Genomic DNA, 15697 nt, shown 5'->3' with positions numbered 1-15697 from the left:
TAAAAATTAGCAAGTTGATTCACAATTTTTTAAACAACGATTTTTTAGAAATATACCTATTTGTAGGTATTGTTGTGAGTATCTCTTTTTTATAACTTTAAAGTGTAACTATTAAATTAAAAAATTATGAAAAAAATTACTTTAGCACTATTAACTTTTTGCTCATTTACGTTTTTTGGGCAAGTAAAATTAAGCTCTTCTATTGATGAGTATTTTGATGGAACAAATTGGATAAATAGTAGTAAATATGTTTACCAATATGATACTAACAATAATCTTACGGATGAATTATATTATTATTGGAATACTGTTACTGGTCTTTGGGAGTATAATAGTAAAGAAACAATGGAGTATAATAATGATCATAAAATAACGAGTGAACTTTATGAGGAATATGATGTTTCTACAGGTAATGTTACTTCTGGCTATAAAACAAATTACATCTATAATGGCAGTAACCAACGGATAGAGTCAATAGATTTAAAGTTAAATAACGGTGTTTGGGTGAATGAGTATAAATCATCTTATAGTTATAACAATAATAAAATTTCAGAATTTATTAGTCAGTTTTGGAATGGCACTAACTGGATTTATCAGGCAGAAAGTGTACAGCAAGATGTTTCTAATAAGACTAACATAACTTACGGAGCTAATGGCTTAGTTTCTGAATTGATCAATTATGATTGGAACGGTACTTCTTGGGTTTTAAAAAGTAAAGATGTATATGCTTATAATGGAAATAATAAGATTACACAGTATGTTTCTCAAGATTGGAATGGGTCTGCCTACGAAAACTCTTACAAGGAAGAATATAGTTACGATGTGAATGGAAATTTAATATTAGACAAAGAATCGTCGTATGATAATGGTTCTTTTGACGTTAATTATGAGACAAGTTATTCTTTTGATTTCTCTCAATTGATGCGTAATTTTACGCATCCATTTAAAGATAGATACGGCTTTGAAGCGTTAACGGGGCAAGATAATAGTTTTGTCAATAAATTAATCAGTTCTTCTAGTGGTTTAAATTACAAAACAACTTATTATTATGGGGAAGAAACTGCAGGTAGCAAGGACATTCGTTTTATTGATTTTGCAATATACCCTAATCCTACTTCTTCAATTCTAAAGATTGATGACAGAAACTTTACTCTAAAAAATGTTGAAATATTTAATGTTTTAGAAAAAAAAGTTTTCAGGTCCACCAAAAATGAATTAAATATAGCACATTTAGTTAACGGAGTTTACCTTTTAAAAATTGAAACAGAAAAAGGTAATGTGGTTACAAAAAGAATTATAAAAAATTAAAAGTAAAATTATTTTATGTACCAAAAAGAGCCTTCAAGTAGTGTTACAAGAAGGCTCTTTTAATACATACGCATATGGTTATTTTAAGAGATCATAAGTTTCTTTTGCAATTTCTAGTTCTTCATTGGTAGGAATCACTAAAATTTTAACTTTGCTTGGTTCTTTCTGAATTTCTCTAATTTCTTTAGAACGAATTTCGTTTTTAGAATTGTTTAATTCGATGCCTAAAAATTCTAAATTAGAACAAGATAGATGTCTCATTAAACTTGAGTTTTCTCCAATTCCGGCAGTAAAAACAATAGCATCTAAACCATTTAAAGCAGCAGCATAAGCACCTATAAATTTCTTAATTCTATAGCCTGCTAATTTTAAAGCATTTTTGCAATCTTCATTTCCATTACCTGCATTTTCTTCAATCTCTCTTAAATCAGAAAAACCAGTTAAACCTTTCATTCCAGATTCTTTTTGTAATAAATCATTTACTTCATCAGCAGATTTATTAAGTTTCTTCATTAAAAAGAAAATTACAGATTGATCAATATCTCCGGCTCTAGTTCCCATAACCAAACCATTTGTAGGAGAAAATCCCATAGAAGTATCTATACATTTACCGTCTTTAACAGCAGCCATACTACAACCATTACCTAAATGAATGGTAATAATTTTTGATGATTTTTTATCTAAATATTCAATAGCTTTTTCTGATACATATTTATGGCTAGAGCCATGAAATCCATAAGCTCTTACTTTATTTTCTTTTAAATAAGTATTAGGAATTGCATATTGGTATGCCTCCTTTGGCATTGTTTGATGAAAAGCAGTATCAAAGACGGCTGTTTGTTTAGCTGATGTAAAAATGGTTTCTGCAACCTCTATACCTGTTAAATGTGCAGGGTTATGTAAAGGAGCTAAATCAAATAAATCTTTAATATTAAATTTTACTTTTTCAGTAATAAGAACAGTACCACTATACCTGCTTCCGCCATGTACAACTCTGTGTCCAATTGCTTTTATTTCATCAACCGAAGTAATAACACCAATTTTTGGGTCCATTAAAGTTTTTGCAATCTTTTTTAAACCAATTTCATGGTTTAAAATAGGGGCTACTTCAGAGTGTTTTTCGGCATCTTTTTCGTGTGTAAAAATAGCATCTTCCATACCAATTCTTTCTACCAAACCAATGCATTTTACTACTTGAGAAGGCATTTCTATTAATTGATATTTTAATGACGAAGAACCTGCGTTTATAACTAAAATATTCATATTATCCTTGATGTGCTTGTATTGCTGTTAATAAAACGGTGTTAAAAATATCTTCTACGGTACAACCTCTACTTAAATCATTTACAGGTTTATTTAAACCTTGTAACATTGGGCCAATAGCTAAAGCGCCTGTTTCTCTTTGTATTGCTTTGTACGTGTTGTTACCTGTATTTAAGTCGGGAAATATTAATACAGATGCTTGTCCTGCTACTTCAGAGTCTGGCATTTTTGTCTTTGCAACAGACATATCAACAGCTGCATCATATTGTATTGGACCTTCAATTTTTAATTCTGGATGTAGTTTTCTAACTATTTCTGTAGCTTTTCTTACTTTTTCTACTTCTTCTCCTTTTCCAGAGCTTCCAGAAGAATAAGACAACATGGCAATTTTTGCTTCTATACCAAAAGCTTCTGCAGATTGTGCTGAAGAAATTGCAATTTCGGCTAATTGTTCAGCATTAGGATTTGGGTTTACAGCACAATCTCCCATTACAGAAACTCTGTCTGATAAACACATAAAAAATACAGAAGAAACTACCGAAACTCCTGGTTTTGTTTTAATTAATTGTAGCGATGGTTTTATGGTATGCATTGTTGTATGAACAGCACCAGACACCATTCCGTCTGCTAAGCCATTCATAATCATTAGGGTTCCGTAGTAAGAAACATCACTAACTAAATCTTTAGCTATTGTTTCTGTCATCCCTTTATGTTTACGAGCTTCGCACAATGTTTTTACAAAAGCATCATTATGAACGGATTCTTCTGGATTTAGAATGTTTAATTTATCTAAATCTATTTGCAAACCAATTTGATCACATTTTAACTGTATTGTATTTCTATCTCCTAATAAAGTTAAATCTACAATGTCTAATAATTGTAAACGAGCGGCAGCAGTAATTATTCTTTCATCATCGCCTTCTGGTAAAACAATATGTTTTTTATAAGCTCTTGCTTTTTGTAAAAGGTTGTATTGAAACATACTTGGTGTTAGCTTTACCGAATTGTAAGAGGTAAGTGTGTTTGTTAGCCCTTCTGCGTTTACATAAGTATCAAAAGTATCTAGAGATAGTAATATTTTTTTGTTGTGGCTTGCGTAAATTTTAGATTTTACTGCGCCAATTTTATTAGATATTCCAAATGTTCCTCCTTCCACAGAAATAATTGGGACTGTAGATTGTACTCCTTCAATTAATTTTGTAATTGATTCTTCAGGAAGCAAGGATCCTGTAAGTACTATACCTGCAATTTTTGGGTAGTTGGTAGAAGCATTTGCTTGTAAAGCTCCCAAAATAATATCTGCTCTATCACCAGGTGTAACCACTAATGCATTTTCTCTAATTCTTGTTAAATAGTTACGGAGCTGCATAGCACCAGTACTATAACTTCCAATAGCATTGTCTAAAAATTGTTCTCCAAATAAAACTTTACCTTCTAAAGCTTGTAAAACTTCTCTCACAGTTGGATATGCTAAAAAGTCTATTTTAGGGATTACATTTATTTGTAAATTTTCTGGAAAGCTTTTTCCTAATTCTTTTTGAATATAGTCTACTTCATCAACCTCAATTTTATTAGCTATAATACCAATAACATCTACTTCTTTTCTGATAAAAGATTTGTATGTAAGTTGCATGGTATTTACAAAGTCTTTCTTTTTCTTACCATTTCCAGATCCTACAATTAAAGCAGGGATTCCTAAATTCTTGGCAATCATTAAATTGACGTCTAATTCTGTAAAGCCACCTTCACCAGAATAATCTGTACCTTCTACCAAAACATAATCGTATTTGGCTTCTAGTTTTTTGTATTTTTTAATAACATTGTGAATTACATCATCTGCTTTTCCTTCACTTAACAGTTCTACAACCTCGTTTTGTTTGTATGCATAACAGTCATCGTATTCGATATCTAAATTGAAAAAATTAATAGCAGTATTGGTATGATCATCAAATTTACTGCCTTTTACTTCGTTGATAATAGGCCTAAAATATCCTACTTTAGATGATTTGGTTAACATCATTCTTAAAAGACCTAATGATACCAAAGATTTACCACTGTCGGATTCAATTGCGGCAATATATATAGCTTTACTCATTTTTTTTGTTAATTGTATTTGCAAAAATATATTTTACAGAGATTATTATTTATGATAATAGTCACTTTTGGAGGTTGATTTTATGTGAAAAATAATCTCTGTTTAGATATTATTTACAAAATGTTGACAGATATTTAAACTTGTAAAACACCCATATTAAATTGTTTTGTAATAGGAGCGTGGTTTGCAGCCTCAATTCCCATAGAAATCCAATCTCTAGTTCTTAACGGATTTATTACAGCGTCTGTCCATATTCTTGCAGCTGCGTAATATGGCGAAATTTGCTTGTCATATCTAGATTTTATTTTGTCAAATAACTCCGCTTCTTTTTCTGGCGTTATTTCTTCTCCACGTTTTTTTAGTGAAGCTGTTTCTATTTGTAGCAATACTTTTGCAGCAGAATTACCGCTCATTACTGCTAGTTCTGCACTTGGCCACGCAACAATTAATCTAGGATCGTATGCTTTACCACACATGGCGTAATTACCTGCTCCATAAGAATTTCCAATCACAATAGTAAATTTTGGTACTACAGAATTACTGACAGCATTCACCATTTTAGCGCCATCTTTTATAATTCCGCCATGTTCAGATTTAGAACCTACCATAAAACCAGTAACATCTTGTAAGAAAACTAAAGGTATTTTTTTCTGATTACAATTGGCAATAAAACGGGTAGCTTTATCTGCAGAATCGTTATAGATAACACCTCCAAATTGCATTTCTCCTTTTTGAGTTTTTACTAACTTACGCTGATTGGCAACAATACCAACTGCCCAACCATCAACACGAGCATAACCGGTTAATATCGTTTTTCCGTAACCTTCTTTGTATTGTTCAAATTCTGAATTATCTACCAAACGCTTTATGATTTCTAACATATCATATTGAGCATTTCTTTCTTTCGGAAGGATTCCGAAAATATCATCTTCATTTTCTTTTGGCGGAAAAGCTTCGGTTTTACTAAAACCTGCCTTGTCATAATCACCAATTTTATCAATAATAAATTTTATTTTATCTAAGGCGTCCTTATCGTCTTTTGCTTTGTAATCTGTAACTCCAGAAATTTCGCAATGCGTAGTTGCGCCTCCTAAAGTTTCATTGTCTATAGATTCTCCAATAGCGGCTTTAACAAGATAACTTCCGGCAAGAAAAATACTTGCAGTTTTATCTACTATTAAAGCTTCATCACTCATAATTGGTAAGTAAGCACCACCAGCAACACAGCTTCCCATAACTGCAGAAATTTGCGTAATTCCCATACTACTCATAATGGCGTTATTTCTAAAAATACGACCAAAATGTTCTTTATCAGGGAAAATTTCATCTTGTAAAGGCAGATAAACACCGGCAGAATCTACTAAGTAAATAATTGGTAATCTATTTTCTATGGATATTTCTTGAGCACGTAAATTCTTTTTTCCTGTAATAGGAAACCAAGCACCAGCTTTTACAGTAGCATCGTTGGCAACAACAATACATTGTTTTCCTTTAACGTACCCCATTTTTACAACAACGCCACCAGAAGGGCAACCGCCATGTTCTGCATACATATCCTCACCTGCAAAAGCACCAATTTCTATAGATTTAGAATTGCTGTCAAGAAGATAATCGACTCTTTCTCTTGCAGTCATTTTACCTTTTTCATGCAGTTTGTCAATTCTTTTTTGACCACCACCTAATTTAATTTTGGCAAATCTTCTTATAAGATCTGATGCTAACAATTTATTGTAATCTTCGTTTTTATTGAAGTTGATATCCATCGAAATTTATTTCTTAATTTATGCTAATTTAAGAAATATTCTTTTGATTAAAATGATAAAAAAAAAGAGGTTGTTTAAATCGTGTTTTTTTGTAATTCTGATTTTAATTGAAACTCAAAATGATATTCTAATTTTAGCTTGCTGAGATACTGAATTAAGTTTCATGTTATTAATTAATACTTTTTTTGACGACTACTTTTTTAAAATTAGGATTTACTTTCTTATCAAAGAAAAATGACCTTTTTTAAGAATAGGTTTTTGATCTGTGTTTACTGGTATTAGTTGTATCGAATACCAATAATCGTCTGAAGGTAGAAGTTTGCCATTATAGGTTCCGTCCCAACCATCTCCATCTATGGTTGTTTGTGCTACTAATTTACCATATCTGTTAAAGATGTTAATGCTACTATTTGATTGATATAAAGTATTGCTAACTCCTTTTATCCCCCAAGAATCATTCTTTCTATCGCCATTTGGTGTAAAGAATTTTGGGAATTGAATAACAGAAACAAGTAGTTCTGATGTACCACATCCATTTTTACTTTCTACAATAATTTTATAGATTCCGCCTTCTATATCTTCAAAAACATTACTGTCTTGAAAAGAGCGAATTGTCATTCCGTCTTCATCTTCTAAGGCATACTGAAAGACTTCGTTAATTAATGGATTTGTAGGAATATCTATTCGGATATTTAAGTTAGAATTTATAACAGAGAGGTCATCTGTAATGGTAACAAAACTTTCTTCTAAATTCTCGAAATCTGATTTATAAACTGTGATAGTTCTAGAGCGTGAGCAACTGTTAGTGGATGATGTAACTGTGTATACGCCAGCATCACTAATATTTATATTTTGTGTAGTTCCTAAATTATCACCTTTTTCGTTTGTCCATTGGTAATTGTATGAACTATTAGAAGTATACACATTTAATGTATAAGGAATATTTTCTGCACATATAATTATAGGATCACTAGGGGCTTCTCCATCAACGGTAAATTCTGGAATCTTATTTACCTCTAAATAAAACTCTCCAATTCCTTGACAATTGTTATTTGTAATACTGATTAGTTTATAAAAAATTGTTACTGGGTTACCAGTTGTAAAGGGATAGTTTTTGTTTCTATAACTTGCTAAGTCTTGTGTTTCTGTAATTTCATTTAAAGATCTTGTTCTATCATCATCCGTTTCATAAAATTCAATTTTTATATCGCTATCCGTACTAATTTTATCAGAGATATTACTTAAATCAAAAGAGGTAATTCCGTCTTTATCATCGTTGTTAGTTGTATTATTTCCATCTAGATCTAGTAAGTCATCACATTGATAAAGGGTGTCATTAAAAGTTTCATTGGGTGCATAACTAACTGTTAAATTAATTTTAGAAATACTGTAACACGCTGTTGTGTTAGAAATTGTTTTTACCCAAGCCTCTCCATTGGTGTTTACAGAATAGCTTGTTTTATCCGCTACTTGTGGTGTACCATTTATAGCATCTAATTCAGTGGCATAATATTCAAAATTTACATCTGTTTCGTTAGTAATGCTAATTTCTGATTCAGTAAGGTTAAAGGTTGTTTGAAGGTCAGAATCCGTATCACATTGAAATAATGCTGCAGGATTATTTTCAATAACTGGTTTAGGATTTACTGTTAAAGTAATTGCATCAGAAGTAAAACCACAAGAGTTTCCTGTTCTGTTTAAAGCTACTCTGTATTGATAACTATCGTAAGTAAAAGGAGTGTTTGTAATTTGTAAGGATGCACTTGTACTTCCTTGGTATAAATCTGTGGTATCATCTTCATTTATAATTAGCCAATTTGTTCCGTCTGTAGAAAATTCCCACTGAAAACTATCTGCATTAGAATCTATTGTAATTATGTCTGTAAGGTTTTCACAAAAGGTAACATCTGTAAATGTTGTTACAACAATAGGTGCTGAGGTTGTATAGTTAGAATTTGGAGTTGTATAGCCGTCATTAGGGTTTTTTACTTTTCCGTTTTCATCAACAGAAAAGGAATTGGCAAAAAGAATTCCATCGTTATTGTTATCGGTAAAACCTGCTTCTATAACATCATTACAACCATCAGCATCCGAATCTAATTCAATAAAATTGAAAATTGCATCTGCATCGGTATCTGCAATTGTATATTTTAAAGAAATGGTTTGTACTGTGGTGTCATTTTCTAGTGAATCTTCTAATCCGTTTTTGTTGATGTCTATAAAAGTATCTATAGTTCCATTAAAATCAGTATCTAAACCATGACTAGCTTCTGTAGAATCATAAATTCCATCATTGTCAGAATCGTAGTCTAAATAGTTGTTAACGCCATCTCCATCTGTATCTAAATTTGTAGTAATAGACTCAAAAACATCATCTAAACCATCAAGGTTAGCATCTGTTTTTGCTAGCGAAATTTCTTGACCATAAGCATCGTACAAATCAGGTATCCCATCATTATCAGTATCTAAATCAAACATATCTTCAATTCCATCTCCATCAGAATCTAAAGAGAAACAAGTTAAACCAATATTTCCGTTAAAAGTAGAAGCATTACTACTAATATCATTATAATGCTCAAATGAGATGTTATTAATTTGATTGGCTACAAATTGAAAAGTACTTGTACTTCCTACAAGATCTGCTTTAAATTTAAATTTAATTACTGAAGCAGAAAATTGAGTAAAATTATCTTCGAACTCATCATCGAAATTTGAGTCTATTAAAATTTGGTTATCTGGATCTATTAAGGTGATGTTTTTCTCCGTTTGTGATAGTTTTATAATAAAATACTCGTTATTAGAAATGGTATGATCTGTAGTTCTATTTTGAGTTAATTTAAAGTTGATATTATCATTAAAGTCTAATGAGTATGTAGCGTTTGATGTTGTAACATTATTTGCAACAGAGGTGAAATTACCAGTTGCATCTCCTGTAAAAGTATTAGTTATAATTGTTGTTACATCATCTTCTACTGTTGGATTGTTTATATCAGATAAATCAATGATTTTATCACCTAAAGATTCGTCAATATTTAAAATTCCATCATTATCAATATCTACATCTATGTTGTCTATAATTCCGTCTTTATCATAATCATCAGGACAAATACTAACAGGGATTTCTGTAGATTTAAAAGTTGTATTTGTACAATTTATTTTACCAATTAGTTGATAGCTTCCTGGTGCACTTGGTATTAGAGTAGCAGAAGTTTCATTTGTATCAATATAACCACTTCCATCATTAAAGTACCATTTAAAAGAATCAAACAATTCTGTGTTTGCAGCTTGTAGTTCTAAGTCATTACCAAGGCAGTTACCTAATGTAGATATAGCTACGTTAAATTTTATTTCTGGACTAGAAGGGAAACCAGAATAAAAAGCACCAGAAGTTGCTAATCCATTTTGATTGAAATAAGCACAATATAATTCCCCACTACTTTCAATAGATATATTACCTTCTAAACCTGTTACTTTATAAGTATCGTATTTTCCAGAATCTTTTGTTGTAATCAAAAAAGGACCAGAAATTCCACTAAAAGTGGTAATTAAACTACCGTTAATTTTTACAACAGAATCCTCGTTAGTTACAATAGAAATTCCTCCTGTAAAGTCTTCGTTTCCAATACGCTCTATATGTGGTATATTGTCTACTTTTCCTCTGTTTTCACAGCTTAATGGTGGTACAAAAAATAGTCCTTGGTTTGCCTCACTAGGAATTCCATTATTACCTAAACCACCAACACCTTGATAAACAAATACGGGTTTATTGGTGTTTATATACATATTACCGTTAGTAGTATACATACTATTAGTTGTTATGTAATATTCACCAGCATTAAAAGTCCCTACACTAGTGTCGTTAATAAAGAATTCAGTGAAATCTTCATGTGCAATAATTAAAGATTTTTCAATAGTATTTCCAGACCCTTTTACTAGAATATATTCACTACCAATTTTGTCAGCTCCTACAATTTGGTCAAAACCATAATCTGCATTTCCACTATTATTTCCAAAACTACCATAAGCAGAGCCAGAATTGACTACAATTGGTTTATCACTTGTAATTAAATTACCAATAATACTACTAGAATTTGCACCATTAGCATGTATTATGTAGCTTTCTCCTTCGTTTAAATTGATGTTTATTATAGTAGAAGAAGATGTTGCATTGGTAATGGTAACTTCTGTATTATCTTCCGTTGCCATAATGGAGGCAAATGTAACGTCACCATTGATGCTACCATCTCTAATAAAACCTCCTATTCTAAACTCTGTACCTAATGCAGAGTTTCCTTTACTAACCAATGCACCTGCTTGATTTTTATTACCATTATTTGCTTGTGAAGACCTTACTCTTATAGTTACATAAATTAAATCATTAGCTTCTATAATAAAACCTCTATTGGTAAATTTATTACCAATAATACTAGATTCAGGAATATGCAACTGTGTATCGTTGTCAAAATCAGTATTTCCACTTAAATTAAGAACAGGTTGTTCTATAGGTAGGTTATTAGAAACGATACCACTGTAAGCAGTTTGATCTAAATTACCAACAGGTGTTATTTTGTATGATACATTGTTGTTAGGTGTAGATATGTATATATATTGATCTGTAAAACCATCTGTTGATGTTAATGGTGGAATAAAGTGTTTTTTACTTAGTTGAGCATTTATATTTTGAAAAGTAATAAAACAGAAAAAAAGCAATAACAGGTGGGAGAAACTTTTGCGCATTGTAATATTAAATTAGGTATTCTTATTATTAGTGGTTAAACAATTTTAACAACACAATAACTCAATGCCAAATTACAAAAGTTTATTGATTCTTCTTATTATAATATACTATAAATATGGATTTTAATCTGCTTATAAATCTCTCTTTTGAACTAGTTTGTAAGAAAGGTAAATAAATATGAATGTCCAGAAACAAACAATTAGAATAGAAGAAAAATGTACATCGTAACTTTTTGTAAAGTTTTCTCCTATCTGGTTCGCAACAGATTTTACAGCACTCAATCTAGAAAAGGGTTCTTTAATTAAGTTTGATATAGATTCTAAAGGCAAAAATTGCATAATTGCGTCTACAGATTCTGTTGTTTTTTCTGCGTTTTTAAAAGTCCAAAATAGATATCCTTTAAACATACTTTCTATTATAAGCCAAACAACCATGGCGCCAACAGCAAAAGCAGAACGTTTTACTAAGATTCCAAAAAATAAGCCCATAGAAAAGAAACCAACTAATTTTATAAAGAAAGCTAATAGGTATACTAAATCTGTAGTAATAATAGAAAACTCATTGTAATCAGAATACACCAATCCTAAAATTAAAGAAACTACAAATACAAAAATGGTTGAAATTAAGGCGAATACAACTACTGTATAAAACTTAGAGAGTATAAATTCTTTTTTACTTAACCCATCAATTAAATTTTGCTTTAACGTTTTATAACTGTATTCATTAGCCATCATAGAGACAATAACTAAGAGTAAGAAAAACTTTAAAATAGAAGCCACATACGTGTTAAAATGCCAGATGTACGGAAAATTAAAAATTCCCATATCTGCTAAATGGAATTTAATAGGACCAATATCAAACTTAATGGCAGCGATTAATGCAATAGAGGTAAGTAAGCCAAAGTAAATAAGTGATAAAACTTTACTGGCGCTGTTGTGTTTTAATTTATGAAATTCTATAGTTAGTAGTCTTAACATTTTATACTATGTATTTAAAGTTGTAATTTTTAGTTGATGGATTACTTTGAGTTAAGCGTAAAGATTACAGTGTTTTTTTGTTTCATTGCTAGTTTGCGCTTTCCATGGTGTTTTTGCAATTAATTATTAGTTAAATCTAAGAATTGCTGTTCTAAACTAGGTTTACGTTTTACTAAGTGAGATAAAATAATTCCGTTTTTAAATAGAAATTCATTTATTTCTGTTGATGAAATTGTGCTATTTAAAGTAGCAATTATAGTTTGGTGATCTTTAGAAATTTTACCAATTGCTGGATGTTCTTCTAAAAGAGCCATTAATTTGTCTTCGTTTGTTTCTACTTTTAATTCAAATAAACCATTAGAAGCTGTCATTTCATCTACACGACCTGCGTATAATTTTACACCTTTTCTAATAACTACTACATGAGAACATACTTTTTCTACTTCATCTAATAAGTGAGAAGCTAATAAAATAGTAGTTCCGGTTGCGGCAATATTTTGTATAATTTGACGAATTTCATGAATTCCTTGAGGGTCTAAACCGTTAGTAGGTTCGTCTAATATTAAAATTTCAGGATCATTTAATAGGGCAGAAGCAATGGCTAAACGTTGTTTCATCCCTAAAGAAAACGTACTAAACTTACTATCTCTACGTTCAAAAAGATTTACAGTTGCAAGTTTTTCGTTAATTTTTTCTGTGGATATTTCTTTGATTTTACAAATTAGAGCTAGGTTTTGAGTAGCTGTCATGTAAGGGTAAAAGTTTGGTCGCTCTATAATAGCACCAACTTTTTTTAATGCTTGGTGTGTAGATAGTTTTCCGTTAAACCAAGAAAACTCTCCAGAAGTTCTGTTTACAACATTTAAGATAATTCCTAAAGTGGTAGATTTTCCACTTCCGTTTGGACCTAAAATTCCGTATACATTTCCTCTTTCTATATCAAAAGAAAGATTGTTTACTGCGTGAACTTTTCCGTATTTTTTATCTAGATTTTTGAGTGATAAGATAGTTTCCAAAGAAATTGATTTAGTCGATTATGTTTGTAAGACGACTAATTTACAATTTTGTTACGGGAAAATTTGGGTAATTATTGAATTGTGTAAATGTTTAATTGTAGAAAACGATTAACAGTTAACCAATTAAACAGTTACACGCTTAAACTTTTTTCTAATATTCATTATAATCGTAATCATCATCAAAATGACCAAATTCATCATCAATATCTTCTTCATCACCAAAACCATCGTCTAGTTTTTCTGCAACAAATTCTTTTTCTGGTGCTTCACTAGGTATTTCTCCAACAGTTAAAATAATTTGTGGTAAATCTTCTTTTTTCTCAGAAGTTACTTCAATAACTTCTACGTAGAACGTCCACATTTTTAAGAAATCGTACACATAAATAAGTTTAGCGCCTTCCTCTGGTAATGTTTCATTTAAAATACAAGTTTGCATAGAAACACCTTCGCCAATTTCTTCCATATTAAATAACGGAATTTCTTCACCTTGGTTCCATTCATCATCAGTTCTATAAAAAGAAGCCATTTCTTGACCTCCAAAACCAAAAGATTTTGCAATTGTTGCATGCAAATCTTCTAGGTTTAAGTTATCATCAACTAAAATAGTTCTGATTACATCTTCTTTTGTGTCTAAAATTACGCGTATTTTGTACATGAAATGGTTTCTTTTTTCTGCTGCAAAAATACAAAATTTTATATGTACTTTTACCATATAAAATGAATGATATGGATACAGTTGCTATTTTAAAAGCATTTAATGAGAGTTCTAAAAATACATTAATGGAAACTCTTGATATTGAATATGTTGCTCTTGGAGATGATTTTTTAACTGCAAAAATGCCTGTAAACTCTAAGGTTCATCAACCTTACGGACAATTGCATGGTGGTGCTACTGCGGCTTTAGCAGAAAGTGTAGGAAGTGCAGCTTCTAATTTTTTTATAGATAGTAAAACTCAGTTTGTAAACGGAATACAGTTATCTATAAACCATATAAAAAGTAAAAGAGAAGGAGTCGTTTTTGCAACTGCAAAAAACATTCATAAAGGTAAAACAACTCATTTATGGGAGGTTAGAATTGTTGATGAAAATGACAATTTAATTTCTGTAGCAAAAATGACCAATATTGTTTTAAATATTAATAAGGAGCATTAAAAGTATAGACACAAAAGCTTTCGAAATGGTCGAAAAGTTTTGTGAAAATTTCTTTATTAACTTTTTTTCGTTCGCTAAAACTTGTTTGTAGCAAGTGACTATTAGTTATTTTTAACGGCAATATTGCTTAAAAAAATAGCGCAATCTTTTTATTTAAAAGAGAAGAAATCACTTTAAAAGAATACATAATTACAGCATAATCTAAAAATCACATTGAATATTATTTTTAATAAAATAGCAGAAAGTTACAGAAAAAATATCCCTTTTGTAGTTTATAGAAAACCGAATACAGAATCTGTAAATGGTTTTTTTATGCGGGATGATACATTACATTATACAACTCAATTTAAAGAAACAGGATTTGTTTTTGCGCCTTTTAATTCTGATGAAAAAGCTGTTTTATTTCCTTTAGAAAAATCAGAATTTATTCATGAAAATATTTCAATAGAAGAAAATGTTTCTCTAAATGGCAATACATCAGATGAGGTAATTTCTGATAAAGAAAAACATCTTCATTTGGTAGAGAAAGCGCTAGATGAAATAAATAAAAACGAGCTTGTAAAAGTAGTTCTTTCTAGAAAAGAAGAAGTTCAATTAGATAAATTTGATGTGCTTCTAACGTTTAAAAAACTACTAAATAGCTATGCAAATGCATTTGTATATGTTTGGTTTCACCCTAAAGTAGGTTTGTGGTTTGGTGCCACACCAGAAACACTTTTAAATATTGAAGGAAACAGTTTTAAAACCATGTCTTTAGCGGGTACACAGGTGTATGTTGATTCTGAAGAGGTTGTTTGGAAAAATAAAGAATTAGAAGAACAGCAATTGGTTACAGATTTTATTGAGAGTCAATTAAAACCAATTTCTACCAATCTTAAGGTAGATAAAAAAGAAACTATAAGAGCAGGTAATTTGTTACATTTAAGAAGTAAGATAGAAGGTGAGTTAAATAATGGTTCTAATTTAAAAGCTTTAATTAGAGGTTTGCACCCAACACCGGCAGTGTGTGGTCTACCAAGAGAAAAAGCTGAAGAATTTATCTGCCAAAATGAAAACTATAAACGAACATTTTATAGTGGTTTTTTAGGAGAACTAAATTTAAAAAATAAGAACTCTTATCTTTTTGTAAATTTAAGGTGTATGAGTGTAGAAAATAAAGTGGCTTCTATATATGTTGGTGGTGGAATTACAAAAGAGAGTTCTGCGAAAAAAGAGTGGGAGGAAACCATTGCTAAAACAAAAACAATTAAGAAAGTACTTTAAAATAAAAAAACCATAAGTTTTAAACTTATGGTTTTTAATGTGTAAAATCAATTTGAATTAAAATTATTTTTTGTAAAAGTGTTTATAGAAATTTATCTACACACAAGCTAATACAAAAAACA

General features: G+C 30.4%; 10 protein-coding genes. 3 read left to right on the top strand and 7 right to left on the bottom strand.

Going from position 1 to position 15697, the window contains the following annotated elements:
* Positions 1 to 126 precede the first annotated feature (126 nt).
* The gene (locus tag WG945_RS03765; RefSeq protein WP_068448344.1) at positions 127 to 1308 is read left to right on the top strand and encodes a T9SS type A sorting domain-containing protein; all 1182 of its coding nucleotides are present in this window, start codon (positions 127 to 129) and stop codon (positions 1306 to 1308) included.
* 78 nt (positions 1309 to 1386) lie between these two features.
* On the opposite strand, the gene WG945_RS03760 is transcribed toward WG945_RS03765, so the two are convergent.
* From WG945_RS03760 to WG945_RS03730, 7 genes are all read right to left on the bottom strand, one after another.
* Positions 1387 to 2571 carry an acetate/propionate family kinase gene (locus WG945_RS03760; RefSeq protein WP_068448342.1) on the bottom strand — a complete coding sequence of 395 codons (1185 nt, stop codon included), beginning with the start codon at positions 2569 to 2571 and terminating at the stop codon, positions 1387 to 1389.
* 1 nt (position 2572) lies between these two features.
* Positions 2573 to 4666, bottom strand: coding sequence for a phosphate acetyltransferase (pta, locus tag WG945_RS03755; protein WP_068448340.1), 2094 nt, complete (start codon positions 4664 to 4666; stop codon positions 2573 to 2575).
* A gap of 134 nt (positions 4667 to 4800) precedes the next feature.
* On the bottom strand, positions 4801 to 6429 hold the full coding sequence (locus WG945_RS03750; RefSeq protein WP_068448338.1) for an acyl-CoA carboxylase subunit beta: 1629 nt from the start codon (positions 6427 to 6429) through the stop codon (positions 4801 to 4803).
* Positions 6430 to 6642: 213 nt separating this feature from the next.
* The gene (locus tag WG945_RS03745; RefSeq protein ID WP_068448336.1) at positions 6643 to 11139 is read right to left on the bottom strand and encodes a T9SS type B sorting domain-containing protein; all 4497 of its coding nucleotides are present in this window, start codon (positions 11137 to 11139) and stop codon (positions 6643 to 6645) included.
* Positions 11140 to 11298: 159 nt separating this feature from the next.
* The gene (locus WG945_RS03740) at positions 11299 to 12144 is read right to left on the bottom strand and encodes an ABC transporter permease (RefSeq protein ID WP_068448335.1); all 846 of its coding nucleotides are present in this window, start codon (positions 12142 to 12144) and stop codon (positions 11299 to 11301) included.
* A gap of 119 nt (positions 12145 to 12263) precedes the next feature.
* On the bottom strand, positions 12264 to 13160 hold the full coding sequence (locus WG945_RS03735) for an ABC transporter ATP-binding protein (RefSeq protein WP_068448334.1): 897 nt from the start codon (positions 13158 to 13160) through the stop codon (positions 12264 to 12266).
* 151 nt (positions 13161 to 13311) lie between these two features.
* A complete protein-coding gene (locus WG945_RS03730; protein WP_068448509.1) occupies positions 13312 to 13815 on the bottom strand; it encodes an IS1096 element passenger TnpR family protein in 504 nt (167 codons plus the stop codon).
* Positions 13816 to 13886: 71 nt separating this feature from the next.
* On the opposite strand from WG945_RS03730, the gene WG945_RS03725 reads away from it, so the two are divergent.
* Entirely contained in the window at positions 13887 to 14312 is a 426-nt protein-coding gene (locus WG945_RS03725; RefSeq protein WP_068448508.1) for a PaaI family thioesterase, read from the top strand.
* Between the two features lie 213 nt (positions 14313 to 14525).
* The gene (locus WG945_RS03720; RefSeq protein ID WP_231874560.1) at positions 14526 to 15575 is read left to right on the top strand and encodes a chorismate-binding protein; all 1050 of its coding nucleotides are present in this window, start codon (positions 14526 to 14528) and stop codon (positions 15573 to 15575) included.
* Positions 15576 to 15697 lie beyond the last annotated feature (122 nt).

This window comes from Polaribacter atrinae, from assembly GCF_038023995.1.
GTDB lineage: Bacteria > Bacteroidota > Bacteroidia > Flavobacteriales > Flavobacteriaceae > Polaribacter > Polaribacter atrinae.
The sequence above is the reverse complement of the archived record's forward strand: the minus strand, read 5'-3'. Positions and strand labels throughout refer to the sequence as shown.